Origin of the sequence: Mesorhizobium sp. M2E.F.Ca.ET.209.01.1.1, from assembly GCF_004010375.2 — a bacterium.
Taxonomy (GTDB): Bacteria; Pseudomonadota; Alphaproteobacteria; order Rhizobiales; family Rhizobiaceae; genus Mesorhizobium.
In genome coordinates this window covers 54,138-77,771 of sequence record NZ_SADP02000026.1, presented here as the reverse complement: position 1 = coordinate 77,771, position 23,634 = coordinate 54,138, and the positions used below count along the sequence as shown (strand labels likewise).

The following is a 23,634-nucleotide window of genomic DNA, read 5'->3' as shown; positions in this document are numbered from 1 at the left end:
ATCCACCTCAAACCGGCCGATCGCGGCAAAACCAGCCGAAAGAGCCGCTAAAATGACCCTCGCATAAGCCGATCTCGCATCAACCAAACGCAAAACGGCCCCACGGCTCCGGTTTTTCCGCAGCCTGTTAGTGCCTGTCTTTTAAAAAACGGGCTTCGCGCACGAGCGACGACCAGTCTGTACCGATCATGTTGATCAGTTCGCTCGCCTGCTCCTCGGTGATCCCCACATCCCTGGCCAGCTTCTCAGCAAGCAGTCGTTTGTCGGCTTCGCCGTCATGTCCGTCCTTCTTCATGCGCACTCTCCATCGCCTTAAAGGTAAAGCGCAAGCTCAGGAGAGGTTTCACCAGGCCCGAGATCGACTACATATTTGACAGACCCAAGCGATGGCCCTCTGAACCAAAAGACCCACAATGCCTAAGAGCGACAAATCTCAAATCGACAAGTTTCGCAAATCCGCCCGCAAACCCGGGACGGACGACAGCGAGGAGAACTTCAACGCGCGGCTGAAGCGCGTCATCAAAAGTTCCCAGCCGAAGGAAGAGGCGCCGCCAGTGCCGACCAGGAAGCCGAAGGCAACCAAGGGTCGCTAGACTCTGGCCCGCACCGTAGGACTATAATCCTAGGTTGAGCAATTCTCGTAGGAGGTCGCAATGCTTCCCACGCAGCGCGTCGAAAGCGCACCGGACAGCCGTCTGCTGCCAGCGCGTCTTGAGCGATAAGGATCAGTGCTTGCGCTTTTCGCTTTCGGCCGGCTTGGGGACCGCCGAGGCGTGCGCCTCGCGGATCATCTGCAGGGCTTCGTCGCGGGTAAGGCCGCATTTGCGGGCAAAATAAGCCGCCTCATGGATTTCCGCGCGGGAGGCCTCCGCGACGCCCGAACTGGCCCGTCTATCTTTCTTCTTGGCCATCGGTTCACCGTGCCGTGAATCACTTAGTCAGCTAATTATAGGCCCGTTGGTAGCTGTTTCAATTCCGCTGTTCGAGACGGCACGACATTTCGCGCCCAACTACTGAAGATGCGTTTTGCGACGGTAAGGCAGTGATCAAGTGGAACGCCGCGAGGTCAGGGCGTCGAGAGCTTCGCCAGAACCTCCAGGAGGCGCAGCTCGGATGTCGGCTTGCCCACGTTGGGTACCCCCGCCAGGACTGCTCCGCCAACGAGTTCCGGCTTGTCATAGGCGCTCGCCACCGCGAAAGGCACACCGCGGCTGCGCAAGGCCTCGGCTAGGAGCGTGACGAGTTGGTCCCCTAAATGCACGTCGAGCAGGGCGACCGTCGGCCGTTCGTCTTCCAGCAGGCGGAGCGCGTTTGCAACTCGGGCGACCGGTCCCAGAACCCGCCATCCCTGGCCTTCGACCATGACCTTGAGATCCATCGCGATGATGAATTCATCTTCGACGATCAAGATAGTCTTCTGCACCGGTTATCAATCTGGGCGAGCGGCCCTTTCGAGTGGGACGACGATCTCTGCTTCGAAACCTTCGGTCCGATAATTCTGTTCCACCTGGCCTCCAAGATTGTAGGCGATGGCGAATTGAATGAGCTGGGTTCCGTATCCTGTCGAGGCAGGCTTGCGTACAGGCGGGCCGCCGCTCTCGCGCCATGACAGTCGCAGCAACGGATGATCCCCTTGCTCGACCTCCCATCGTATTCGAACCGTCCCTGCTGGAGCCGACAAGGCGCCGTACTTGACGGCGTTGGTTGCCAGTTCATGCAGCAGAAGACTGAGCGACGTCAGTTCCTTAGAGGCCAAGGTCACTGGCGGGCCGGGCTCGACGATGATCGTCTCCGGCGCGGCTTGGAAGGGTTTTGTCGCGCGCTCCACCAGGGCTTCGAGGCTGTCTTCACCGTGATCGCTGAGTGCCAGATCATTTGCATCCGCAACGGCGTGCAGCCGGCCGAGGAACGCCTTGCGATACTCTTCTCCCGAAATACCTTCCGCCTTCGTCTGGTTCGCCAGCGCCCGCACCAGCCCGAGCACGTTCTTGAGCCGGTGCCGCAGTTCGCCAAAGACCGCTTCGAATTCCGCTTCCTTCCGGCTTCTCTCCGTAATGTCCACGATCGACAGCAACATGAGGTGGCTGACATTGTCCGGATTGAACACGGTGCGCGCTGTCAGAAGCATGACTTTCTTCCCGATCCCCGGGAAGTCATGCGTTACCTTGTAGTCGATCACTGCCGAGCTTTTCGGGATCACCTCTCCAAGGAGATGGCGCAACTCAGGAATATCCCATTGACCGTTGCCCAGCTCGTACAGGTGCTGTCCGATCGTGTCGTAACGCTCCACCGCGAATGTTTTGAAGAAGGCGCGGTTGGCGCTTTGCACGGTCAGGGCGGAGTCCAGCACCAGCATGGGATCGGGAACAGTGTCGACAATGCCTTGTGCCTGCACGTGACCTGTCCGAAGAATCCGGTAAAGGTCTTCCAAATCCATTGCCCAGATACCCGTTAGCCGCACAGGCTGTAAGCTTGCCGCCGATCATACAACTGCGCCTCCCCAAAGCGAAGATGGCGCGGCACTGTTTTATGGCATCGGCTCCGCGTTCCTCGAGCTTCCGGCCCTCGGCTGTTCCCGGAACAATCGCGCCGGCGCCGGGTTGTGATTGGCGGGCCGTGTCAGCCGGACCTGGTGGCAAAGAGAACAGGGCTGGTTTCTCCGGCTTCCCGCCCTGGCCAACGAAAAGGCAGTCGAGCTCTTGTCCCACCCGGCCCGCTCCGAATCGGGCTTGGCACCAAATGGCAGATACGACGCAATCCGACAAAGCGACACCGAACCGCGCTCGGCCCGTGTCCGAAACGGGTGAGGGGGCGATGCCGCGCTTGGTCGACGAAGGCTGGATACTGCTGAAGGAAAGCGTAACCGGCTACATCAACGACAATGCGCTGAGCCATGGCGCGGCGATGGCTTTCTACGCCACCACGTCGCTGGCGCCGATCCTGTTGATCGTCGTCGCGATCGCCGGTTTCTTCATCGGCAACGATGCCGCCCAGCTGGCGTTGTCGGCCCAGATATCGGGCGTGATGGGGCCCCAGAGCGCCGACCTGCTGAAGGCCACGATAGAGACCGCTTCGCATGGCTGGTCGAGCGCGCTTGCCACGCTGATCGGGCTGGTGACGCTTTTGGTCACCGCGTCGGGCGTGTTCGGCGAGATGCAGCAGTCGCTCAACGAAATCTGGAAGGTCGAGCCCACCAGCGTGTCGCTTTCGCGCCTGGTGCGGGCGAGGGCGGCCAGCCTCGGCCTCGTGGCGGCGCTCGGCTTCCTGCTCCTGGTCTCGCTGGCGGCCAGCGCGGCCATCGCCGCCTTTAGCGAGATCATCAACCGGAGCCTGCCGTTCGGAGAACTGATCGTCAGTGTGATCAACACGATCGTCTCCTTCGCCCTGATCGCGCTGCTCTTCGCCGCCATCTACAAGGTCCTGCCGGACCGGACACTCAAATGGCGCGATGTCGGCGTCGGCGCGCTGGTCACTGCGCTGCTCTTCACCATCGGCAAGTCGCTGATCGGCTGGTATATCGGCACCAGCGCGATCGCCACTTCCTATGGCGCGGCCGGAGCGCTGATGGTGGTGCTGGTCTGGGTCTACTATTCGGCGCAGATCTTCCTGTTCGGCGCCGAGATCACGCGCGCCTATTCGGTGCGCCGCGGCAGCCGGCGGGATCTCGCGCCAGTGGTGGCCGCCGCTCCGCCATCGGCCGCCGCCGCCCCGCCGCCGGCCGCCGCCGCCTCGCCATCGGCAGCCGCCGCTCTGCCGCCGGCCGCCGTCGCCCCGCCATCGGCCGCCGCCCCGCCGCCGGCGCGCGGCGCCTCGGGCATCGAAGTCGCCGTATGGATTGTCATCGCCTGCGTAGTCACCGCGCTGATGTCGAAAACCGGCACCAGGCAATAGGCCGAAGCGCGCGATGGAAGTGCGTGAGATCAAAGAGATGGCGCGTTTCGCCCATGAACCGATGAAACGCACCCGGCTTCATTGGAGTGAGCTTCCCGCTCTTCCTGGCGCTTCTCGATTTGGTAGGATAGCCAGCGGCAGAACATTCCGGCGGTCGAGGTCGCGGCGCCGCCGAGCAGGCACGCAACCAGCAGCGGGCTTTGCGATGCGCTCGACCAGCTTACGATGGCGAGCAATATCACGCTGACCGTCGAGATCAGATAGCCTATGCCCTTCAGCAGGTGGAGCGACGCTTTTGTCATCGCAGGGGTTCCGCCTACGGCAACTCGCGGGCAGCGCTGAAGTTCCATGGGTCGATGGCGGGTTCGGGAAGACAAGCCCTGCCGCTTGCCTTCCCGTATGGCGTGGCAACTTGCTCGAAACTCAGGCTGCCTCCGCCGCGACGTTGACCGCGGACTCGGCAAGCTTGGTGAGCGCGACGTCCGTTTCCTTCTCTTCGTTCAGCGTCTTGTCGAGCAAGGTGACGGCCTCGGTCAGGCCGAGTTCCTGCGCCCAGGTCCTGAGCGTGCCGTAGCGCGAAATCTCATAGTGCTCGACGGCCTGCGCCGCGGCCAGCAGTCCTGCGTCGAGCGAGGGCGAGCCCTTGTACTCCTCCATGATCTCGGCGCCTTCCTCGGTGATGCCCATGATCGCCTGGCAGGTCTTGCCCACCGGCTTCTTGTCGATCACCTCGAACACTTCCTCGAGCCGCGCGACATGTTCTTCGGTCTGGGCGCGGTGCTTTTCGAAGGCGGCCCGCAGCGCGTCGTCCCGCGCCGCCTTGGCCATCTTGGGCAGCGTTGCCAGGATCTTCTTCTCGGCGAAATAGATGTCCTTCAGCGTGTCGTGGAACAGTTCGTTGAGGCCCTTGTACGAGGCCGCTTTGGTCGTCGCCATCTGCGCATCTCCTGAGTGGTGGTTGACCAACCCAACACAGTTTTTTCGAACTTGTTCCCGACTGAATTTTTCAGTGAAAGCGGCCGGGAAACTCATTTGTGGTTGACGGCCGTCCGAAGACCCGGGAGCCGGTCGAAAGAGGCATCGGCGCCCGTTCAACGGGCGCGTTTTCGCTTGAAGGACTTCATTCCCCTGGTCAGGGAGGACTTGGCTTGGGCGGCGTTCTGCCAGCCTTTCAGTTTGAGTTTCTTGCCGGTGCCCAGCGCCGAGGAAAGGAAGAACTGCTCGATTTCCCGGCGAAGATCCTCGGGCACACCGGCGGACACCACGGGTTCATCCGGCGCGTCTTCCTTGTGAGGGCAGAAGATGTATCTGTCGTTGCGGACCTTCGAGCCGTCGGGATCGCGCTGCATTACCCTGAGCGCGCCCAGAGGTCGCATTTTATGACGACGCCCGGAGCGGCGGCGGCCTGGTGGATGACGAGCCCGTCCAGCGGATCGCCATCGTCTCCCAGCGTCGATGGCACGAAGCCCCAGTCGTACGGATATGTATGGCCCACCGGAAGCGGGCGGGAATATTCGAACACGCCGGTCTTCGGCTCATAGGCGAGCTTGGCGGCCGATCCCCGCGGCGTTTCAATGACCACGCGGAAGAGGTTGCGGGAGATAGCCGGAAGCGTCAGATAATCAGCCATCGAAAAGACCGGAGCCAGGACCAACCACCTTGCGCAAGGTGAACTTCGCCGGCACTTGAATGTTCCGTGACAATGGAGGTGGCTGAATAATCGAGCCGGAAGGGTTGGAGTGGCCTTGCGTTGTTCCGTACGGTATCAACCCTTACGGCCGACAATCCGGAACTCGAAGACGCCGGGGCGCAGAGGATCTGCTAATTTGTGGCGCGGTTGATCCCCGCACCGTATCCCGGCCATCACGACTAAGGCGTTATCGGATGCCAAGAAATCCGAGGATGGCAAGGACGATGACGATTGCTCCTATGAGCCAGATGATATTGTTCATGTCTTCTCTCCCATTGCTTGATGAGGGCTGCCTGTCGCAGCCTTCACCTTCGACCAACGGGAGCAAGTTGCTTCCGTTCCCAATGTGGGCCTACGGTCCCGCGCGGCCTGGACTGAAGTCGGTGCCTCGCTTGCTCTTCCCTGACATTGCTCCCAAGATTTTTTGCCGCCTTCTGGGAGAAGCATCGCCCGCCGGCGGTAGCCTGTGGGCGGGCTGTACCGCGCTGAGCTCAGCTGAATTCAGGCAGAATCGCCTCGTGCCGGAACATAAGCGCCGCTCGCCGGTTTGGTGCGCGGCGGCATCCCCGAAGCCCGCCGCCATCGGGGTTCCCAAACCCCCCGATAGAAGCCCGCCCGCTCACCCTCCGGGCGGGCTTCTCCATTCCGAGAGAGATCGGTTTCAGCACAGGAGAGACCGTCATGGCAGGCAAGACAACGCACGAACAGCAGCGACGCATCATCGAGGAGCGTGTCAATACCAAGAATGCCGGCAAGGATTTTAACGCCGAGGAAGAGCTGAAGCGGCCGCGCCAGGAGCGGGCCGCCCGCGCGAAAGGCAGCGACTTGAAACCTGGCGAGCGCGATCTGATCGATCCCGACGACAGGCAGATGTTGCGCGGTGAGAATCAGGAATCCCCGCACCGGAAACGGCGCGGGATATGAGGCGAATTAAGCGCGACGTGCTTTTAGGCCTTGGGCGTCTTGTCGGAAGGCTGCTTCGGAACAGGCAAACCGGGGCGCACCAGAGCCTCGGTGCTGCGCAGCAATTCACGAGAGCGCTCGATAGCCTCTTTGCTGCCTTGGATCAGGTGACCTTGGAAATTATCGTGCGCTCGCCGCAACGCAGCTTTGGTTTGAGGCACTGCGCTCTCCCGGTTCAGACGGGAGCGCGTTCATTGTCTCTCAGGCGCCAATGATGTCAGGGAATGGTTATCGGCGATGAGAGTAACCTAGAGCCAATCCGCTTTCGGTCAAGTGTAGCGGGCATGTTTAACCGGTGATGTCGCAGGTGGCTGGCTTCGGATCACCGCGAGCTGCTGGGCAAGCACCCTTGATTGCTCGACATAGGCCCATGCCTGCTCTCTCATGCGGATGTTTTCGAAGCGCAAGGCTATCGCCTGCTCAATGGCCAGAAGATTTGCCTCGAGAACATCCATGGGGGTAACAAATGCCGATTGCGTCTGAAAGTTCCTCCTCCAAGCACGACTATGTCGAATTTCAAACCAGGATGTCACCTGGCGAGAGGCGACCGGCTGTCTTGCGCAAAACTCCGCCGCGACAAGGCGATACGTGGCCGCCTGCGGCAGACTTATCGGGTACGGAAAAGGGCGCCGCCGCGAGGCAACGCCCTACATTCCGCAAGACCGACTGCTACCAGCCTTGGCGGTCGTACCAGTCATCGATGTCGCGGCGCACGCGATCCTTCTCCAGGCCGTAGCGCTCCTGGATCTTGCCTTCGAGCTGGTCGCGCTTTCCCGCGATGCGGTCGAGGTCGTCGTCGGTGAGCTTGCCCCACTGTTCCTTGACCTTGCCCTTCACCTGTTTCCAATTGCCTTCCACACGGTTCCAATCCATTTGCCGGACCTCCTGTTTGACACGGAAGGCTAACGGCAGCGCGGTCGCGAGGTTCCTGCCGAAAGGCTTTTTCTCCCGTGATGTCGGTTGCTGGATTTCGTGGGCTGCTGGGGGGACATCCGGCCGTCATGGTGACCGGCAAATCAGCAGGCGCATAACGTACGTCGCGCGTCCTAAAAATCCCGCAGCGGCGGGAACATTCCCTCGGCGCCGTTGTTCTCCAGACAGGATGGCGCGCAGTCCGCTCCCCCCCGCGAAAGGCGCCATTCGACCGGGTCCAGACCCGAGCAAGCCCGCCTCGGCCGTCCCTCGCCGGGGCGGGCTCTATTGTGACGAGATTGGAAGGATCATGCTTCACCAGGCAGCAAAGATTGCCGAGCAGGCTCATCGCGGACAAAAGGATAAGACCGGCCGCCCCTATATCGAACATCTGAGGCGCGTTGCCGATGCCGTCGAGACGCTGGACGAAAAGACCGTCGCCTACCTGCATGACGTTGTCGAGAAAGGCGACGGCTGGACACTGGAGAGGCTGCAGGGCGCCGGTTTCAGCCAGTCGGTGGTGGCCGCGGTCGATGCGCTGACGCGGCGCATGGACGAGAGCGAGGAGGGCTTCCTTTGCCGCGCCGCCTCGAACGAACTGGCATTGCCGGTGAAGATAGCCGATCTGCGCGACAATCTCTGGCAGGCGCACCAGGCGGGCGTGGAGCCCAAGAAATACGAAACCGGCCTCGCCATCCTCGATCACCTGGATTCCAGGGACTGAAGCCGGACTTAAGCCCTGCGCTTTGGAAGTATTATGGCATGAGCCCTTGTCGATGATGAAATTAAGCGCTATATGTTGCAAATCGATCTTGCTGAAAGAACGTTGTTTTCGCGCAAAATTGCGCTCTCACGATCTTCCCTCTCAATTTCGAAGTTACGTCGCTTGGCGGTTGCTGGGCGCGTATAATTTTGCGTCGATTTGTAAGGAGATCGCAATGACTACTGGAACGGTGAAGTTCTTCAATTCCACCAAGGGTTTTGGCTTTATCGAGCAGGGCGGCGGCCAGCCGGACGTGTTCGTTCATATCTCGGCCGTCGAGCGCGCGGGAATGCGCTCCCTCGTTGAAGGCCAGAAGGTCAGCTTCGAGATCGTGAAGGACGGCCGCAGCGGCAAAAGCTCGGCCGAGAATCTGCAAGCCGCCTGATCACAGCGCCTCGGGGTCCTTGACCACGGATGTACTGGCATTGGCCGCGGAGGCGCGTTGGAGAAGGTCGGGCTTTGCCCGGCCTTTTTTGATTAAGGAGAAGACCATGAAGTCGCTATCGGATACCGGCCTGTTCAAGCCGGTCCCATCCCGCACGGAAGCCAAGACCGACACGACCTCTCGTGTCGCTCGGCAGATTCAGGACCTGGAAGCCAAGGAGAGGGCGGCCAAGACCGAGCGGTTGCGCGCCGCCAGGTTGGCCCAGGAAGCCGAAGCGCCCGTGGTGCTGCCAAGGAAAATCGCTCCGAAGCGCCGGAAAAAGGGGTGAGCGGGCGTAGCACCCCTCCCGGGGGGCGCTTTAGCACCGTTTCATATGCAGGACCTCGATGGTGATATCACCGGCGGACGTGCGCCCATCCAGCATCTTTTCGAGGTCGTTGCGATTGTCGGGCCCAAGGACTTCCGGCAGGTCGAGCGCCGTCAGGGCCTCGTCGTCGAACTCCATCGGCGCCCCGTAGAGCTGTGATATCTCCATCACCAGGCTTTCGATGTCCTCGCGGGCGATGTTCTCGGCCAGATTATCCAACCTGATCTCTTCGGAAAGTCGGATGATGTTCACGATACCCTTGGTCCGCAAGGACCGTTGGACCTTGTGGTGGGCGTCGTCGCGCAAGCGGATGGAAAATCGTCGGAACATGGACTGCCTCCTCCCTGGAGGTTATCCCTCGATCACCACCATGCGCCCGGTGGTCACGGATTGCAAGCAAAAAATCCAGAAAGCGCCAAGAAAATCAATAAGTTAGCATAGAACAACAAATGTGATTTCGGCGCATCGTTGGGATCGTTAGCTTGCGCCGTCTTTCACAGCTTGGTCATTCTTGACGTCCTATGAGACAAACCCTACTTTTACTCAAAATGAGGCGCTTACTCATTCGTAGCGTTTTTTGTCTGTCAAGGAGGGCAGGCGATGGCTGAGCTGGAACGACCACAAAGGTTGCAGATCATGCTGACCGACGAGGAGTTGGCGGCACTGGAGAACTGGCGTTTCGAAAAACGCATGCCGAGCCGTTCGGCCGCGGTCCGCGAACTTTTGCGCAGAGGATTGTTGTCGGACGGGTTCCTCACAGCGAATGCGGGCGTGAAATCCCAGGATTTCGGCGTGATATCCTTGGACAGGGCGGCCGACGATGGCTCCAGCAATTCCAAGCCGTGATCCCATGCGATCCGACCCTCAACAAATTGCTTATCCTCGACAAATTGCCGCCCCTCGACAAATTGCCCTGAAGCCGGCCCGCCCTAGCTAATGTCCATGAACAGATCCGGGGGGACTATCCGACAGGGCCTGAATGCCGACGCGCGCCTCGCGGCGATCGTCGATTCGTCTTACGACGCCATCATCGGCAAGGACCTCAACAGCATCATCACCGATTGGAACCACGCGGCCGAGCGCATGTTCGGCTACAGCGCCGAGGAGGTGATCGGCCAGTCGATTCTGATCTTGATCCCCGAGCACATGCACAGCGAGGAGGCCGAGATCATCGGCCGTATCCGCCGGGGCGAAGGCGTGGGGAGTCTCGAGACGACGCGCAGGCGCAAGGACGGCTCGTTGATCGCCGTGTCGATCACCGTCTCTCCGATCAGGAACAGCGCGGGCGAGATCGTCGGCGCGTCGCAGATCGCCCGTGATATCACCGCCGCCAAGGAAAGCGAGCGCCGCATCCGGCTCTTGATGCGCGAGGTCAACCACCGCGTGAAGAACCAGTTCGCGGTGATCCTGTCCATGGTCAGGGAGACCAGCAAGCGCTCGACCGATCCTGCTGAGTTCGAGCAGATGATCCGCGCGCGCATCATGGCGCTGTCACGCTCGCACGACCTTCTGGTCACCTCGGAATGGGCCGGCGCCAGCCTGTTCGACCTCGTCCAGGAGCATTTGAAACCCTTCGGCCACGAGGAGCGCATCTCGCTGTCCGGTCCGCTGCTGACGCTGCAGTCGAACGCGGTGCAGAATCTCGGCATGGCCTTCCACGAGCTCGGCACCAACTCCTCCAAATATGGCGCTCTTGCCGCCGACGGCGGCCATGTGGAAATCACCTGGAAGGTCGAGACGGGTCCGGATGCGCGGCGGAGGTTTCATCTTCTGTGGCAGGAGACGTCCGGCGCGGCAGGGATTGGGGCCGCGCAGAAGACTGGCAAGGAGAACGGGACCGGCGAACGCAAGGGTTTCGGCACGGTGGTGCTGCAGCGGGTGGCTCCGCAGTCGCTGAGCGGTTCTTCCAGTCTCGAACGCTCGCCCGGCAGTTTGAAATGGGCGCTCGACGCGCCGCTCGAGGCAATCATCGTCCCGCAGCTCGGCACCGATACCGACAGCGACATCAGCGTTTGACACGTCGGGTCCGGTGACGGGCTTTATTTCCTGGGGACAGGAACTATTCCAGTCTACTAATGGTTAATATTGGTCGTCCGCACCTGGCAGAGGCATACGGACGTTTGGGAGTGACCATCGCGCTTTCGCCCGGAACAAAGGGGAGGCGCATATGCCCTTCAAAGACTCTTCGCGCGTCCATATGCACGCGCCAGCTTCAACCACATTGCAGCCAGGTCAGCGGGTCATCCGTAAGGACAGCCCCGAAGGCGGCACGGTCATGGAGACCACCGCCACCCAGATCAAAATCAAATGGGATCGTGGCAGGACCAGCTATTACCGTCGCGGTGCGGAAGGCAACGTGCTGGCCGCGCCGGCCATGGAATGATGGGGGCCGCCGTGGCCTCCCGACCTATCTCAGTTCCGACGACCTGGACATGCTGACCAGGATATTCGCGAACCATTGGCCTTTCGCATTCCGGCCGGGCCGGAACAGGATGACGTGGCGCGGCTCATCATGCAGCTGTTCATCAGCGGGATAGATGATGCCGACGATATAAGAGCCGCGCTGGCGGTATCGAGGCCGGTTCACTAGGCCTGGCTTATAGTCGCCGTAACGCCAGTGACGCACTACCTCGGCCGACACCTCCTTGCAGCGCGGTAAAAGCGTAATTACATCAATTGCGAGCGTGCAATGTCCACGCGGATAAAGTTGCTTTGGTCAAGCTTCATCTATGGAGGTTGTCATGGCAATGATGGAAGCAAGAAAGAGCCTGGACTGGATCACTCTGGTCCTCGCCATCTGCCTGTTCATCTCACCCTGGGTCATCGGATTCACCGCGGCGATGGTGCCTGCGTGGAACGCCTGGATCGTCGGCGTTCTGCTCGGCGCGCTGGCGCTGGCGACGCTTTCGGTGTTTGCCGAGTGGGAAGAATGGGTAAGCGCGGTCCTCGGGCTCTGGCTGATCGTGTCGCCCTGGCTCCTGGGCTTTGCGGCTGACACGAATGTCATGGCCACGCATGTCGTCCTTGGCGTGCTGGTGGTCGTGGCTTCGGCCTGGGCCGTCTGGGACTTCCGTCATCCGCACGCGCATGCGTGAGCGGTGATCGGTCGGGAGCCCGCCGCGCGAGCGGCGAGCTCCTGCCCCAGCGCAGACATATCGGGGCATTGGGCTGACCGGCGGCAGGCGTCTTCACGAATTGCTGCAACCGGAAGGTTTTTCGTGCATTCTTGGGAATGGCCTCGATGCTCCACCCCGACACCCCCGCCAAATGCTGCTCCTATTGCGGCGGCCGCGACCATGATTTCGAGGCGTGCCCGAAACGCAAGGCCGATGCTGAGAAGGAAGAGGCGGCCGGCTCCAAGCCTCCGCTCGCCAGCCCCCGGGATCGGCGCTAGGGCTTTGGCCACGGTGAATTCATCCCGGAACAGCGGCGCTAGGTCGCCTAGGTCATCGGGTCATTGTCTATGCGAGGGCGTACGCTATGAAATTGCGGGTGAGCTTGCCCAGCCAATAGCTTGCCACTGCACCCAATGCGCGCGCACGAGCGGCAACTTCGCAGCCATGGCGGCCTGTCGTACAGTGGATCTTCGACTGTTGTCCTCGTCCACTCTCCGTTGGTACCGCTCGTCAGACAAGGCCGAACGCGGCTTCTGCTCGCGCTGCGGCAGCAACCTGTTCTGGCGGGCGGCTCCAGGCAGTGAGACCTTCGTCGCTGCCGGGACTCTTGACCCTCCCACAGGTCTGCGCCTCAGCAAGCATATTTTCGTCGGCTCGAAATCCGATTTTTATGATCTAACCGACGGCCTTCCCCAGGAGCGGGAGGGTTAAGCATGCCTGTCTCGAATGCAGCCCGTCGCCAATGTAAGTGACCGGCGCCCGTTGCCTGTTGGGGTGGATTCCCGGCGCCGGCCCGGCGAATCGGAGCTCGCCGCATCATCAAGGTGAGCTGTCTGGGCGCGCACCGCGACCGCAAATTCTGACAGTGCACAGGCTTATTTTAGCTGTGCTGCATCTTTTTTAAATGACGTTCGGGGCCTGACGGCCGGATCGGCGGGCGGCCTTCAGTGCAGGGTTATCGGCCCCCTTAGACGACCGCAGAACCTGACAGTGAGCCGGCTCTCAAATTTTAATGCGGCTGCTATCCCTTCGTCTCACAATGGCACATGTCGAATTACAGATTCGAAGTCGTCCGAAACGGGCAGTGCCTGGGTGATGCCTGGCTCGATCTCGACAATTTGAGCGAGATGCGACGAGAAGCGCTCAAGGCTCTGCACGACATCGCGGTCGACGAAATGGCTTCAAGCGACCTGGATGAAACGGTGACCGTGTCCGTCCATGATGAAGTCGGCAGGCCTGTCTATTCTGCTACGCTCAGCGTTTCCCAGACGTTGCCGGCTATATACCACGCCGGTCGCTAGCCAGCTCCTGGTCGCTTATTTTAGTTGGAACTAACAAAAGTTATCGCCAAGCCTCGCGCAGCCCGGTCATTGTTGGAGTTCTCCGCTCCCCTCGAAGCGGAGGATGGGAGGAGCCTGCCTTTAGCTGGCGGGCAAAAGGCAGGCCACTTGGCCCGTTGCGCGGACCGCGGGCCGCTGCGACGGGCCAAGGTCGTTCGACCCAATAAAGGCGGTCCGTGTCGCCTGCTTGTTGGCCTTTCCGACCTACGCATGGCCCTGACTTTTTCTGGGACGATCGAAGACCGGGCGTTGAACCGGTCTATGATCGCGACGGGGGTGCGCGGGTGGCGGATATCATCTCAATCAGCATAGGTGCGCGGCCCGCCGGTCGGCTGTCGGCGGGACGCTTGCGGCTTTGCGCCTTCATCGCGATCGCCGGCTTCATGATCGCCGGTCCGGTCGCGGAGCAGGTCTTCGGGGTACAGTCGCCGTGGCTTCGTTCCTGGACCATGTTCAGCGCGATCGGGCTGGGCGTCATCGACGCTTCCTTCGAGATCCGGGGGCCCGACGGCGCGCTTGTCCCGCTCGACCGGTTCGAGATGCTCGGCGCGCCTCGCAACGGCAGGCTGAAGTGGATTAAAAGCACCGAGGAATTGGCTTCCGTCATCAAGCGGCTCTGCGCGGTCGCCGGGCAGGGGGGCGACATCCGCGTCCGCGCCCGGCTGGGCACGCGCGACGGCTGGCAGACGGTCCATACCGATGCCGAAAATGCCTGTGCCGACTGACGCCATCGCCGACTGGTGTCCGGCGCAGGCCATGGCGGCGCGCTTCGCCGGCTGGGCGGCCGGCACGGAAGGCTCGTCGCGTTCGTCCGCGTTGATCCGCATCGGCCTGGCGATGCTGTTCTGGTCGCGCTGGGCGGGCGAGCTGCTGCTCTATATGGATCAGTCGCCGGCCGGCCTGTTTCTCGCCGCCAACTTCTTCGTCGCCACGACGCTGCTCTTCGTCGGCTATCACAGCCGCCTCGCCGCTGTCTGGACCGGCTCGGTCGGGCTGGCGATGTACCATTATTTCGGCTTCGAGCTCGGCCGCGAGCCCCGGACCCACCACCATACCTATCTGCTTGCCGTCTCGGCACTTCTGATCGCGCTCACCCCTTGCGACCGCTCCTATTCGCTGGACCGCTATTTGGCAGTGACGCGGGCCGAGCGCATGGGCGTTCCGCCGCCGGCCGAGCGCGGCAATCTGTGGGGGCTGCGGCTGATCGTGGTGCAGCTTTCGGTGCTCTATTTCTTCGCCGCTTTCGACAAGTCGAACCACGCCTTTCTGAGCGGCGCGCGGCTCGAGCAGATATTCCTCTGGTTTTACGCCGGTTCGGACTATCCGGCCGGCCTTGCCTGGCTCGCCACCATCTTATCCTTCGGTGTGGTCGCGCTCGAATATTGCCTTGCCTTCGGCCTGCCGTTTCGCGCGACCAGGCGCTATCTGGTCCTGCCGGGCCTGGCCTTCCACGCCATCATCTATGTGACGCTGCCGGTCTACACCTTCAGCGCCACCATGGCGTTGCTCTATCTCGCTTATTTCGATGCCGATGCCGTGGACAAGGTCATCGCGCGTCTCCAGGGGATCGGATCGGCAGCGGCTGCCGGAGGGGAAATTTCGTGAAGCGTGGTTCGTTGTTCCCAGGCGCCGTCGTCATCGCCGCCGGCCTGGCCATGGTCTGCGGCATGGCCCGCGCCGGCGATGCGAGTGACTATTATCCCAAGCGGACATGGGAGTCCTTTACGGGCGGCCAGATGAACACCTCGCTGCTGGTGTTCCGCGACCTCAACAGGAACGGCATCTACGATTTGGGCGACCGGCCGATGTCGCGCGTGGCGGTCGAGTTCGACAGGCCGAACGCCAGCACCATCATGCGATTGACCAATGCCGGCGGCTTCGCCAACTTCCGCATGTCGGTGATGCATCGCGATTTCGAAGTGGTCGACCCCGGGCACTATGCGTTCCGCGTGGTGCCGCCGCCAGGCTATTCGGTCACCACCGGCAACGCCTCGCAGGAAAGCGATTATGTCGTTTCGCCCGGATCGCCGGGCGACATGATCGCAAAGACGACGACGCACCCCGTCGGGCTTGCGGCGGATCTGACGATCAGCGGCGCGGTCGCCGCCGGGTCTCGCGTTTCGCTCACAGGGCCGGACGGCGTCAGCGCCGCCGCCAAGGTCAGTCCGGACTGGCGGTTCAGCACGCCAGTGACACCCGGCGAATGGCTGGTCGATTTTTCGGCGGGTGGGGCGACTGATCGGCGGCATGTCGTGGTCGGCGCGGCGCCGGTGATGCTCTCGGCGTTCTCGGGCAAAAGCGGACCGGCCGAGGCGCCGCTGCCGCAGGAGCATGTCGTCGGCTTCGACGACCTTTTGACGTCGCCCGGCGTGTTCGAGGTCCCGTCGGGCTATGGCGGGCTCAACTGGTACAACCTCGTTGCCATGCACCAGCGCTTCACCGACGGCCCGGGCTACGTCAACACCACCATGTCGGGCGAATTCATCGCCTACAACAGCTCAGGCCATCCCGCTCAGGTGTTCAGCGAAAAACCGTTCGATTTCACCGGCGCCTATTTCGGCGCCGGCTGGGACGACGCGGAGGGTGAGACGCTCACTCTCAAGGCCTGGCGAGGCGATGAGCCCGCCTATGAGGATCGACTGACGCTGTCCGCCAACGGTCTGGTCTACTTCGCGGCCGACTACAGGCGCATCACGCGGCTCGAGATCCGCACGCAGCACTACTGGCAGGCCGCTATCGACAATTTCGCTTACCGCACCGGCCCGTAGGCGGTTCACCGCGCCGCGGAAGCGGCTAGCCGGAACAGGATAGGAGAGTTTCTACCGCTCCGGCGCGCGGCGCTTCAAGGTCAAGCGGTGTCAGCAAGACACTCGTGAGGAGGCTCCGCAGGAACGGGCCCCGCCATCCGAATGGCCGGAGTCGTGATGGTCGCCGCCATGGCCGCCGGAACTGCCATTGCTGCCGGAACTGCCGTTACCGCCGTTGCCTCCGCCGTTCCCGGCGTTGCCGCCATTGCCGGTTCCACCGCCATTGCCGCCACCATTTCCGGTGCCGCCGCCATTGCCGCCACCGTTTCCGGTGCCGCCGCCATTGCCGCCGCCGTTTCCGGTGCCGCCGCCATTGCCGCCACCGTTTCCGGTGCCGCCGCCATTGCCGGCGCCATTTCCGGCGCCGCCGCCATTGCCGCCGCCGTTTCCGGTGCCGCCACCGCCATTGCCGCCGCCGTTTCCGGTGCCGCCGCCATTGCCGCCGCCGTTTCCGCCGGCGTTGCCACCATTCCCGCCGTTGCCGCCATTCCCTCCATTGCCACCGTTGCCGCTATTCCCCCCATTGCCGCCGTTGCCGCCATTTCCGCCGTTGCCGCCATTGGCCGCCAAAAGCGCGCGCTTGGCGTCCTGCAGCATGGCTTTCGCGTCCGGCTGGTGGAGCCCGTCTCGCGGCTCTGGCAGGACCGACGCGGCGCGGCTCGAAATGGCTGCCGGCAGCAGCATGGTCGACGCCAGAAGCGCCGTGGCGAGCATATTTCTCGGAAGGAGCGCTATATCGGCCTTCGAGGCGAGTTCGAAAATCCGTAAGCTTCGCGCCGGCCGTCGCCGGGCAGAATCCGAGCTGATCTTCATTGAGATGAAACCTGCCACCGCCGTACCCGTCACGACTATAGCCAGGTTCGAGGCCGGTTCTCGACCATCCCAGAAAAAGTCAGGGCTCGGCGCGTCCACGGCCGGCGCGCGCGCGGCCCATTCGGTGTGCTCGCCTTACCCCCTCAGCGCACGCGCCGCCGCCTCGGCAAAGGAGATGTCGCCCTTGATCTCGCGCATCGCCATCGAGGTCACCGTGCGGCGCACGCCGGGCAGGCGGCTGAGTTCCTCGCGCAGCATGCGGTCGAGCGCCATCATATCGACGGTGACGATCTGCAGCAGATAGTCGGCTTCGCCCGTGGTGGCGTAGCAGCGGCGGATCAGCGGATGCTTCTTCACCGCCGCCTCGAAGGCGTCCGACAGCTCGAAGTCGATCGACACCTGGATGAAGGCCTCTATGCCGAAGCCGATCCTGGCCGGGTCGATGCGGGTCGAATAGCCCCGGATGACGCCTGCCTCTTCCAGCGCCTTCACGCGCTTCCAGCACGGCGTCTTGCTCAACCCGGCCTCCTCGGCGAGCTCGCTGAAGGAGATGCGCGCATCGCGCTCAAGCGCGGCGACTATTCTGCGGTCCAGGGCATCCATCACCGTTCGTTCTCCATTGGGGCGAATGTGATCAACGATTGTCCTTCATTTCATGCCATTTGGATAACAGAAAGGAACAATGTTCAAGCCGGAAGCGCTATCCTGGTAGTGCGGTCAAGTGCAGACGCGAAGAGGATGAGCCATGGACAAGACGGACTATCACGCCCGCATCGAGACGCCCGAGATGCGCGACTACGGCGTCTATCTGAAATGCGACCAGCTGCTCGCCTGCCAGAAGCCGCTCGCCGAGATGGTCAACGCCGACGAATTGCAGTTCCAGATCGTGCACCAGGTCGAGGAGCTGTGGATGAAGCTCATCGCCTACACGCTGGTCGACGTGCTGGATTACCTGGAGAAGCAGGATACGCACCGCATCGTCACGCTGATGGGCCGCGTGCACCGGCTGATGCGCATGATGACGGCGCAGCTCGATCTGCTGGAGACCATGTCGCCCAAGGAGTACCAGCAGATCCGCCTGCAGCTCGGCAATGGCAGCGGCCAGGAATCGCCGGGCTTCAAATTCCTGCTGCGCCTGCCGCCGGACCTTTGGCGGGCCTTCAAGCATGCCTATCTCGATGGCCGCGGGCTGACCGTGGCGGATATCTATGACGAGCATTACGACCATGGCGACGCCTATGTCGTGGCCGAGGCGCTGATCGAGTTCGACGAGCTGTTCCAGAAATTCCGCGCCAACCACCTCTATCTCATCCACCGCTCGATCGGCTTGGGCGCGAGGTCGCTGAAGGGCCGCCCGGTGGAGATGCTGGAAGGCGGCGCCCGCCATCGCTTCTTCCCCGAGCTTTGGGACATACGCTGCGACATGACCGACCGCTGGGGCGCCGAATACGGCACCGTGCGGGACTCGATCAGCCACCCGCCGCAGGCGAAGGCCGGCTGAGCCTTCTTCCTCGCCCCGCGCGAAGCGGGGGGAGAGGTGGCGCGGCGAAGCCGCGACGGAGAGGGGCCTTCGTAGAGCTGGAACTTATGGTCTCGGGCGCGCCACACTGTGCTTCATCCTCTGTCGCCAGCGCTGCCCCCCTCTCCGACCGCTTCGCGGCCACCTCTCCCCCGCTTTGCGGGGGCGAGGAACAGGGGCTCCAACAATTTTCCCACCCCTGTCGGAATCCTCTTCCTTCGTCCGTCCTTGGAGCACATCAACCACTTCAACCGGAGGGACACTCGTGGAAACTCAATCGACCTGGCAGACCGCCGCCATTCTCATCGCCCGCCTGATCTTCGCCGCCATGTTCGCCATGGCCGTCGCCTTCAAGCTTATGGATATGGCCGCCACCGCCGGCTACATCGCCGCCGCCGGCTTCCCGTTCCCGCTGTTCCTCGCCTGGTGCGCCGCGATCCTGGAGACGCTGCTGGTGATCGCCTTCCTCACCGGTGCCTTCATGACGCCGCTGGCGCTGATCGGCGCGGTCTATGTCGTCTTCCTCGGCTTCGCCTTCCACGGCCCGTCGCACTGGGCCGCGGAGCAGGCCGAGTTCGGCGCCTTCATGTCGCATTTCCCCTTCGCCGCCGGCCTGCTCTACGCCGCGGTCCACGGCCCGGGCAGCGTGTTGGCGCTGCGCCAGGGCTGGCCGGGCAGGGCGTGACCTTCCCCTCACATCTGATCGTTGTACGGCTCCTTCATCTGCCCGACCATGCGCGCCAGCTTGGAGAAGGACGGCATGTCCGCTTCGGGCTGGCACTGGTTGGCAAGCTCGAGCAGGCGGATCGGGAAATTGATGGCGTCGCGGTTCGAGGCCGAGATCGCCTCGGAGCGCTCCTCGCCGGTCTCACCGGCCTCGGCCTTGCGCAGCGCGATGTCAATTTCCTCGACGGTGAGCACACCTTTCTTAACGAGCACGTGGTTGATCGCTGCGACGGCCATCAGCAGGCCCTCGAGTTGGAGATTGGCGACGTTCATGGCGTTCCTCCCATTGACCTCGCCACAAGAACGCATGAGCGGCGTTTCCGATCCGGGGGGCCGGGAGCCTCCGCGGCTCTACGCCTCCATCAGCCGCTCGCCATACTCGCTCCAGAGCTGCTTGATCTCACGGTTGCCGAGCGGCGGCGTCTGGCGGTCGCCGTAGAAGACGGCGACGGCGCTGAGGTCGTACTGGCCCTCGGCCTGGGCGATGAAGCGGATCGCCTCGCCGAGTGGTCTCGAATGAAAGATCGGATCGGCCTGGCCTCTGCCAAGGCTGCGTACACCCGAAATGCTTGCAGGCACATGCCGCATCCGAAAGACGGATGCCATGGCAGGTCTGTCCATGCCGCTCTCCGCGATTCCCTGAGGGAATGATCCCATAAGCTCCGGCTAATGACCAGCCCGAGACAACCGGCCACAGCAAAGGCGTGGGAACGACACAACCCTGAAAAGAAAAAGTGCCCCGCATCCAAGAGAGAAGGCCGGGCGCGCCGGCCCGGCCTTCTTTCCGCGCGGCCGCCGCAAGGCGGTCGTCGCCTACTACCGTTGATCGGCCCGGCAGCCCGGGCCGGAAATGCCTATCTGTGCCAGCGATGGAGCCAGTCCGGCTCCGGCTCCGGGTTCCGGCTGATCGCCATGCCCGCCAGCAGCCCGACAAGGCCGCCGATCAGCATGGCTGTCGAGAAGGTGCCCGGATTCTGCTGCACGGTTTCCGAAACGCTTTGCGCCTGCGTGCGCAACTGGCTTGCCGCGCGCGACGCGCGGCCGGAGGCGCCGCTGTAAAGGTTCGACGCACGGTCGGCCGCGCTCTGGTACCAGCCCTGAGCGGTTTCCGCGGCCTCCTCGGCCTGCTCGGAAAGCGCACGGTTCAGCCGGTTCACCTCGCGCTTCAACTCCGCCACCTGCTTCTTCATCGCGCCTTCGGAAGCCCTGGTAGAAGCCGCGTTGCTGCGCGATGCAGCGCCGCTGCGGGACGCGCCCCTGCTGCGCGAGGCGGCGTTACGGGAACGCGCTGCGCTGGCCTGGCTGGTGCTCGAGGTGTCGGTGCCGTTTGCGGCGCCACCGCTACTGCTTTCGTTGTCTGCCATGGGTTTCTCCTTTGTGCCCCTTGCAACGGTCGGAAAGCCGCATGGTTCCGACCGACTTTGCCGAGCGGGTGAAGCCGGCTCCAAGGCAAAGGCCGTGGAGTTGCTCCACGGCCCTTTGCCTGGGAGCGAGTTGCAGGCCTACTTGCCGCAGTGCTTATCGTTGACGTTCGGCTGCACCGTGCTGGCCATGGTGTTGTTGGCATCGCCCTGCGCGCCCTGCGGGCTGTTCGGGCAGTTCTTGTCGGCATTGGAATTCATGTCGCCGCCGGTGATGCTGCCGGTCGTGCCGGTGTCGGGCACCATCTGGTCCGGCGGTGGGGTGGCCGGCGTCCTCGGATCCACAGTAATGGTCTGGCCGCTGCCGCCAGTGCTGTCGGTCGAATTCGCGGTCTGGGCCATCGCCGCCGTGGCGAGGCCGATCGTCAGGGCCGAAGCCGCGAGAATCTTCGTAAGCATGATTCTTCTCCTCTGTTGCGAGACGGTTCGTCTCTTGCAGGGTCTGTCGCGTTGCGACTGAGGGTGGAACCCGTCGAACCAAGGTTGGTTCCGACAAAATTTGTGCGGCTTTTTGGCCGGGCGCTCAATCCCTGGCTGTGGCGGGGATGGGACTTTTCGCCAGCATGTCTCGGAAAAGGCCGGGTTCAGCGTGATAGGAAAATATGCCTGCAACCTGTTGTCTGGTGAGGGCAGCTATGCTACTATTTTGTCCATGGTGCTGATTTGCGCCAACGACCCGCCGCCAGGCGGATTTTGTTTTTGGCCATCCATTTCTTTCGAGCGCTGGCGCGAACGCGCGGCCTCGCCATTCTGCCTGAGGCTCCATGCCACGCTATGCCACCATCATCACCGCCGATGACGGCGCCGAGATCGTCAGCGCCATCGGCGCGTTCGAGGGCGCGGACCCGCCACGCCGGACCGGGCGCGTCGAGCAGGTCGCGCCGGGCGTGCGCATCGGCATGGTGCGCGGCGGACCCGTCGACGCGGTCGCCGGTTTCGGCTTCCCGCGCCAGGGCCTCGATGCGTCGGTGGTCCGTGCCGCGACGGCGAAGCTGAAGGCGATCGCTTCGCCGGCCGTCGATGGCGAGGCTCCGAGGCGCGCCAGGCCGCGCAAGAAGCCGGCGCGCAAGCCGCGCAAGGCAAGAACAGCGAAAGCGACACCGTCCGATGCCCAGGGCTGACGCCGGCAAGGCCGCGAGCCGCAAGCCCGCCGGCGCGAAACCGGCGAAGTCGAGGTCCGCACCGGTTCAAGCCGCCGCCGCTCGCCCGAGCCGTTCGCGAAAGACGCTCGTCGACGACTTCGCCGCCGCCCTTCGCGCCGATTTTCGCGCCCATGGCGCCGGCGTCATCGCCGCGGTCAGAGCCGAAAAGCCCGACCAGTATCTGAAGGTCGTGCTGACGCTGCTGCCCAAGGATTTTGCGGCCAGCTCGGAAAGTTTCGATGATAAAACCACTCTCGAGCAACTGAGCGATGAGGAGATCCGCCACCGCATCCGCGGCCTCGAGGCGAGCCTCCGGCCGCTCCTCGACAGCGATGCAGACCTATCTGGCGCTGTTCGAGGAGTTGGACCGAAGACGGCGCCGTAACCTCCTTGCCGCCTACGCGCCGTATGAAAGGCAGGCCGAATTTCATGCAGCAGGGGCGACCCACCGCGAGCGCCTGTTCATGGCCGGCAACCAGCTCGGCAAGACCAGGGCAGGGGGCGCGGAATGGGCCATGCACCTTACCGGCCGCTATCCCGACTGGTGGGCGGGCAAGGTGTTCGATCAGCCCGTCAGGCTCTGGGCCGCCGGCGTCACCGGCGAAGGCACGCGCGACAATCCGCAGCGCATGCTGGTCGGCCCGCCGCAGCGGCAGGGCGAATGGGGCACCGGCATGATCCCGGCCAATGCCATCGCCGGCACGGTGATGGGCCGCAGTGTTCCCGGCGGAATCGACAGCGTCGTCGTGCGCTGGGGCGGCGGCGGCGACGTCCAGGCCGGCGAAAGCGTGCTCTCTTTCAAGAGCTACGAGAAGGGCCGCGAGAAATGGCAGGGCGAGACCCTGCATGGCGTCTGGTTCGACGAGGAGCCGCCGCTGGACATCTATTCCGAAGGCCTGACCCGCACCAATGCAACGGATGGCATAACGATCGTGACGTTCACGCCGCTGCTTGGCATGAGCGATGTGGTGCTTAGGTTTTTGTCGGCTGAAGCGGTTCAGAACTTGGGTTCCTCGCCCCCGCAAGGCGGGGGAGAGATGGCCGCGCAGAGGCCGGAGAGGGGGATTTCGTAGAGCGACAAGCTTAACGAGCAGCTTTCCGCTCTTTGTCAAACGCTGGCGCTGCCCCCGCTCCGTCGCGGCTTCGCCGCGCCACCTCTCCCCCACTTGCGTGGGGCGAGGAACTGGAGCTTCGCGAAACCGCGTCGAAACCATGATTTGCGATGCCGCTTTGGCTGCAACCGAAGGTCGAGTAGTTTTCGGCCGCGATCCGGAGCCGACATGCGACCCCTGCCAGAACTGCTTCTTGCCTGCGCGCTGCTGTCGGCCTGTTCCGGCTCCAGCGGCGACTGGCGCGCCGATGCGATCGCTTCGGCGGAAGCCAGGATGCGTGGCCTGGTCAACAATCCGGAGGCAACCTTCTCCCATGTCGATCTCACCGGCGACAGCGCGACCGGACAGACCTGCGGCGTCGTCATAAGCAAGGTCGGCATCTTCACCAAGCAAACGCGCTTCATCGTCTACATCGACGGCGCCGGGCCCTATGTCGAACCGGGCCTCGGCTCGCCCATGTCGCAGGCCGACTTCGACTGGGCCTGGAAGAACGACTGCGTCAACGAAGGGTACAAGGGCTGAGCTTTGTTCCTCGCCCCGCGCGAAGCGGGGGGGAGAGGTGGCCGCGCAGCGGCCGGAGAGGGGCCTTCGTAGAGCGATACGTTCGACGAATAGCCTCCCCGCTCTTCCATCAAACGTCGGCGCTGCCCCTCTCCGTCGCGGCTTC

Annotated in this window: 40 protein-coding genes; 23 read left to right on the top strand and 17 right to left on the bottom strand. The window is 63.0% G+C overall.

Features of this window, described 5'->3' with window-relative positions:
- Positions 1-127: 127 nt before the first annotated feature.
- Positions 128-295 carry a hypothetical protein gene (locus EN852_RS41085; protein WP_189546283.1) on the bottom strand — a complete coding sequence of 56 codons (168 nt, stop codon included), beginning with the start codon at positions 293-295 and terminating at the stop codon, positions 128-130.
- Positions 296-413: 118 nt separating this feature from the next.
- On the opposite strand from EN852_RS41085, the gene EN852_RS30950 reads away from it, so the two are divergent.
- Positions 414-593 (top strand): hypothetical protein, encoded by a 180-nt coding sequence (locus EN852_RS30950; RefSeq protein ID WP_127865331.1) that lies wholly within the window; start codon positions 414-416, stop codon positions 591-593.
- 132 nt (positions 594-725) lie between these two features.
- Here the strand turns inward: EN852_RS30950 and EN852_RS30945 are convergent, their stop codons facing one another.
- From EN852_RS30945 to EN852_RS30935, 3 genes are all read right to left on the bottom strand, one after another.
- On the bottom strand, positions 726-911 hold the full coding sequence (locus EN852_RS30945) for a hypothetical protein (protein WP_127879727.1): 186 nt from the start codon (positions 909-911) through the stop codon (positions 726-728).
- A 155-nt stretch (positions 912-1,066) separates the two neighbouring features.
- Positions 1,067-1,423, bottom strand: coding sequence for a response regulator (locus EN852_RS30940; RefSeq protein ID WP_127879725.1), 357 nt, complete (start codon positions 1,421-1,423; stop codon positions 1,067-1,069).
- Positions 1,424-1,429: 6 nt separating this feature from the next.
- A complete protein-coding gene (locus tag EN852_RS30935) occupies positions 1,430-2,437 on the bottom strand; it encodes a PAS domain-containing sensor histidine kinase (RefSeq protein WP_127879723.1) in 1,008 nt (335 codons plus the stop codon).
- A gap of 377 nt (positions 2,438-2,814) precedes the next feature.
- Between EN852_RS30935 and EN852_RS30930 the strand changes: the two genes are divergently transcribed.
- Positions 2,815-3,891 carry a YihY/virulence factor BrkB family protein gene (locus EN852_RS30930; RefSeq protein WP_127879721.1) on the top strand — a complete coding sequence of 359 codons (1,077 nt, stop codon included), beginning with the start codon at positions 2,815-2,817 and terminating at the stop codon, positions 3,889-3,891.
- Positions 3,892-3,920: 29 nt separating this feature from the next.
- On the opposite strand, the gene EN852_RS30925 is transcribed toward EN852_RS30930, so the two are convergent.
- The 4 genes from EN852_RS30925 to EN852_RS42615 all read right to left on the bottom strand — a co-directional run bounded on the left by EN852_RS30925 (position 3,921) and on the right by EN852_RS42615 (position 5,521).
- Positions 3,921-4,241 carry a hypothetical protein gene (locus EN852_RS30925; protein WP_210238270.1) on the bottom strand — a complete coding sequence of 107 codons (321 nt, stop codon included), beginning with the start codon at positions 4,239-4,241 and terminating at the stop codon, positions 3,921-3,923.
- A gap of 73 nt (positions 4,242-4,314) precedes the next feature.
- A complete protein-coding gene (locus EN852_RS30920; RefSeq protein WP_127865336.1) occupies positions 4,315-4,827 on the bottom strand; it encodes a ferritin-like domain-containing protein in 513 nt (170 codons plus the stop codon).
- 155 nt (positions 4,828-4,982) lie between these two features.
- Complete coding sequence (locus tag EN852_RS42620; protein ID WP_246694464.1) at positions 4,983-5,240, bottom strand: hypothetical protein; 258 nt, start codon at positions 5,238-5,240, stop codon at positions 4,983-4,985.
- Positions 5,240-5,521 carry an inorganic diphosphatase gene (locus EN852_RS42615; protein ID WP_246694463.1) on the bottom strand — a complete coding sequence of 94 codons (282 nt, stop codon included), beginning with the start codon at positions 5,519-5,521 and terminating at the stop codon, positions 5,240-5,242. The genes EN852_RS42620 and EN852_RS42615 overlap by 1 nt, the downstream gene beginning before the upstream one ends.
- 741 nt (positions 5,522-6,262) lie before the next feature.
- Between EN852_RS42615 and EN852_RS30910 the strand changes: the two genes are divergently transcribed.
- The gene (locus EN852_RS30910; protein ID WP_127879717.1) at positions 6,263-6,505 is read left to right on the top strand and encodes a hypothetical protein; all 243 of its coding nucleotides are present in this window, start codon (positions 6,263-6,265) and stop codon (positions 6,503-6,505) included.
- Positions 6,506-6,528: 23 nt separating this feature from the next.
- Here EN852_RS30910 and EN852_RS41080 read toward each other — a convergent pair whose 3' ends face one another.
- The 3 genes from EN852_RS41080 to EN852_RS30900 all read right to left on the bottom strand — a co-directional run bounded on the left by EN852_RS41080 (position 6,529) and on the right by EN852_RS30900 (position 7,417).
- Positions 6,529-6,705, bottom strand: a complete 177-nt coding sequence (locus EN852_RS41080) for a hypothetical protein (RefSeq protein WP_189546282.1) — start codon at positions 6,703-6,705, stop codon at positions 6,529-6,531.
- 108 nt (positions 6,706-6,813) lie between these two features.
- Positions 6,814-6,999, bottom strand: coding sequence for a hypothetical protein (locus tag EN852_RS30905; protein ID WP_127879715.1), 186 nt, complete (start codon positions 6,997-6,999; stop codon positions 6,814-6,816).
- 214 nt (positions 7,000-7,213) lie between these two features.
- Complete coding sequence (locus tag EN852_RS30900; protein WP_127879713.1) at positions 7,214-7,417, bottom strand: CsbD family protein; 204 nt, start codon at positions 7,415-7,417, stop codon at positions 7,214-7,216.
- Positions 7,418-7,766: 349 nt separating this feature from the next.
- On the opposite strand from EN852_RS30900, the gene EN852_RS30895 reads away from it, so the two are divergent.
- From EN852_RS30895 to EN852_RS30885, 3 genes are all read left to right on the top strand, one after another.
- Positions 7,767-8,180 carry an HD domain-containing protein gene (locus tag EN852_RS30895; RefSeq protein ID WP_127879711.1) on the top strand — a complete coding sequence of 138 codons (414 nt, stop codon included), beginning with the start codon at positions 7,767-7,769 and terminating at the stop codon, positions 8,178-8,180.
- 214 nt (positions 8,181-8,394) lie between these two features.
- Complete coding sequence (locus tag EN852_RS30890) at positions 8,395-8,604, top strand: cold-shock protein (RefSeq protein WP_127865344.1); 210 nt, start codon at positions 8,395-8,397, stop codon at positions 8,602-8,604.
- A 106-nt stretch (positions 8,605-8,710) separates the two neighbouring features.
- Positions 8,711-8,932 carry a hypothetical protein gene (locus EN852_RS30885; protein WP_127865492.1) on the top strand — a complete coding sequence of 74 codons (222 nt, stop codon included), beginning with the start codon at positions 8,711-8,713 and terminating at the stop codon, positions 8,930-8,932.
- Between the two features lie 30 nt (positions 8,933-8,962).
- Here EN852_RS30885 and EN852_RS30880 read toward each other — a convergent pair whose 3' ends face one another.
- Positions 8,963-9,301, bottom strand: coding sequence for a hypothetical protein (locus EN852_RS30880; RefSeq protein WP_127865345.1), 339 nt, complete (start codon positions 9,299-9,301; stop codon positions 8,963-8,965).
- Positions 9,302-9,571: 270 nt separating this feature from the next.
- On the opposite strand from EN852_RS30880, the gene EN852_RS30875 reads away from it, so the two are divergent.
- The 11 genes from EN852_RS30875 to EN852_RS41070 all read left to right on the top strand — a co-directional run bounded on the left by EN852_RS30875 (position 9,572) and on the right by EN852_RS41070 (position 17,002).
- Positions 9,572-9,817, top strand: a complete 246-nt coding sequence (locus EN852_RS30875) for a hypothetical protein (RefSeq protein ID WP_127865346.1) — start codon at positions 9,572-9,574, stop codon at positions 9,815-9,817.
- Between the two features lie 96 nt (positions 9,818-9,913).
- On the top strand, positions 9,914-10,987 hold the full coding sequence (locus tag EN852_RS30870) for a PAS domain S-box protein (protein ID WP_245519605.1): 1,074 nt from the start codon (positions 9,914-9,916) through the stop codon (positions 10,985-10,987).
- 151 nt (positions 10,988-11,138) lie between these two features.
- A complete protein-coding gene (locus tag EN852_RS30865) occupies positions 11,139-11,354 on the top strand; it encodes a hypothetical protein (RefSeq protein WP_127879709.1) in 216 nt (71 codons plus the stop codon).
- A gap of 358 nt (positions 11,355-11,712) precedes the next feature.
- A complete protein-coding gene (locus tag EN852_RS30860) occupies positions 11,713-12,066 on the top strand; it encodes an SPW repeat protein (protein WP_127879707.1) in 354 nt (117 codons plus the stop codon).
- A 146-nt stretch (positions 12,067-12,212) separates the two neighbouring features.
- Positions 12,213-12,365, top strand: a complete 153-nt coding sequence (locus EN852_RS41075; protein ID WP_189546291.1) for a hypothetical protein — start codon at positions 12,213-12,215, stop codon at positions 12,363-12,365.
- Positions 12,301-12,798 (top strand): GFA family protein, encoded by a 498-nt coding sequence (locus tag EN852_RS43250; protein WP_127879705.1) that lies wholly within the window; start codon positions 12,301-12,303, stop codon positions 12,796-12,798. Before EN852_RS41075 ends, EN852_RS43250 begins: the two co-directional genes overlap by 65 nt.
- Before the next feature lie 335 nt (positions 12,799-13,133).
- Positions 13,134-13,388, top strand: a complete 255-nt coding sequence (locus EN852_RS30850; protein WP_135879558.1) for a hypothetical protein — start codon at positions 13,134-13,136, stop codon at positions 13,386-13,388.
- Between the two features lie 323 nt (positions 13,389-13,711).
- Positions 13,712-14,152 carry a hypothetical protein gene (locus tag EN852_RS30845; protein WP_127879703.1) on the top strand — a complete coding sequence of 147 codons (441 nt, stop codon included), beginning with the start codon at positions 13,712-13,714 and terminating at the stop codon, positions 14,150-14,152.
- Positions 14,136-15,032 (top strand): HTTM domain-containing protein, encoded by an 897-nt coding sequence (locus EN852_RS30840; protein ID WP_189546279.1) that lies wholly within the window; start codon positions 14,136-14,138, stop codon positions 15,030-15,032. Before EN852_RS30845 ends, EN852_RS30840 begins: the two co-directional genes overlap by 17 nt.
- On the top strand, positions 15,029-16,195 hold the full coding sequence (locus EN852_RS30835; RefSeq protein WP_127879699.1) for an SdrD B-like domain-containing protein: 1,167 nt from the start codon (positions 15,029-15,031) through the stop codon (positions 16,193-16,195). Before EN852_RS30840 ends, EN852_RS30835 begins: the two co-directional genes overlap by 4 nt.
- A gap of 156 nt (positions 16,196-16,351) precedes the next feature.
- Entirely contained in the window at positions 16,352-17,002 is a 651-nt protein-coding gene (locus EN852_RS41070; protein WP_189546271.1) for a hypothetical protein, read from the top strand.
- A 180-nt stretch (positions 17,003-17,182) separates the two neighbouring features.
- On the opposite strand, the gene EN852_RS30825 is transcribed toward EN852_RS41070, so the two are convergent.
- Positions 17,183-17,650 (bottom strand): Lrp/AsnC family transcriptional regulator, encoded by a 468-nt coding sequence (locus tag EN852_RS30825; RefSeq protein WP_189546289.1) that lies wholly within the window; start codon positions 17,648-17,650, stop codon positions 17,183-17,185.
- A 142-nt stretch (positions 17,651-17,792) separates the two neighbouring features.
- On the opposite strand from EN852_RS30825, the gene EN852_RS30820 reads away from it, so the two are divergent.
- Both EN852_RS30820 and EN852_RS30815 read left to right on the top strand, forming a co-directional pair.
- Positions 17,793-18,548: a tryptophan 2,3-dioxygenase family protein gene (locus tag EN852_RS30820; RefSeq protein ID WP_127879695.1), complete on the top strand. Its 756-nt coding sequence runs from the start codon at positions 17,793-17,795 to the stop codon at positions 18,546-18,548.
- A gap of 283 nt (positions 18,549-18,831) precedes the next feature.
- Positions 18,832-19,251, top strand: coding sequence for a DoxX family protein (locus EN852_RS30815; RefSeq protein WP_127879693.1), 420 nt, complete (start codon positions 18,832-18,834; stop codon positions 19,249-19,251).
- An 8-nt stretch (positions 19,252-19,259) separates the two neighbouring features.
- Here the strand turns inward: EN852_RS30815 and EN852_RS30810 are convergent, their stop codons facing one another.
- From EN852_RS30810 to EN852_RS30795, 4 genes are all read right to left on the bottom strand, one after another.
- A complete protein-coding gene (locus EN852_RS30810) occupies positions 19,260-19,565 on the bottom strand; it encodes a hypothetical protein (RefSeq protein ID WP_041001284.1) in 306 nt (101 codons plus the stop codon).
- Positions 19,566-19,643: 78 nt separating this feature from the next.
- On the bottom strand, positions 19,644-19,913 hold the full coding sequence (locus EN852_RS30805) for a hypothetical protein (RefSeq protein WP_112130363.1): 270 nt from the start codon (positions 19,911-19,913) through the stop codon (positions 19,644-19,646).
- 233 nt (positions 19,914-20,146) lie between these two features.
- Complete coding sequence (locus EN852_RS30800; RefSeq protein ID WP_127879691.1) at positions 20,147-20,656, bottom strand: hypothetical protein; 510 nt, start codon at positions 20,654-20,656, stop codon at positions 20,147-20,149.
- Between the two features lie 138 nt (positions 20,657-20,794).
- On the bottom strand, positions 20,795-21,112 hold the full coding sequence (locus tag EN852_RS30795; protein ID WP_127879689.1) for a hypothetical protein: 318 nt from the start codon (positions 21,110-21,112) through the stop codon (positions 20,795-20,797).
- A 365-nt stretch (positions 21,113-21,477) separates the two neighbouring features.
- On the opposite strand from EN852_RS30795, the gene EN852_RS30790 reads away from it, so the two are divergent.
- The 4 genes from EN852_RS30790 to EN852_RS30780 all read left to right on the top strand — a co-directional run bounded on the left by EN852_RS30790 (position 21,478) and on the right by EN852_RS30780 (position 23,489).
- Complete coding sequence (locus EN852_RS30790; protein ID WP_127879687.1) at positions 21,478-21,834, top strand: hypothetical protein; 357 nt, start codon at positions 21,478-21,480, stop codon at positions 21,832-21,834.
- Positions 21,821-22,240, top strand: a complete 420-nt coding sequence (locus EN852_RS41065; protein ID WP_189546269.1) for a hypothetical protein — start codon at positions 21,821-21,823, stop codon at positions 22,238-22,240. The genes EN852_RS30790 and EN852_RS41065 overlap by 14 nt, the downstream gene beginning before the upstream one ends.
- A complete protein-coding gene (locus tag EN852_RS30785) occupies positions 22,188-22,928 on the top strand; it encodes a terminase family protein (RefSeq protein WP_246694461.1) in 741 nt (246 codons plus the stop codon). Before EN852_RS41065 ends, EN852_RS30785 begins: the two co-directional genes overlap by 53 nt.
- Before the next feature lie 207 nt (positions 22,929-23,135).
- Entirely contained in the window at positions 23,136-23,489 is a 354-nt protein-coding gene (locus EN852_RS30780; RefSeq protein WP_127879683.1) for a hypothetical protein, read from the top strand.
- The last annotated feature ends 145 nt before the right edge of the window (positions 23,490-23,634 follow it).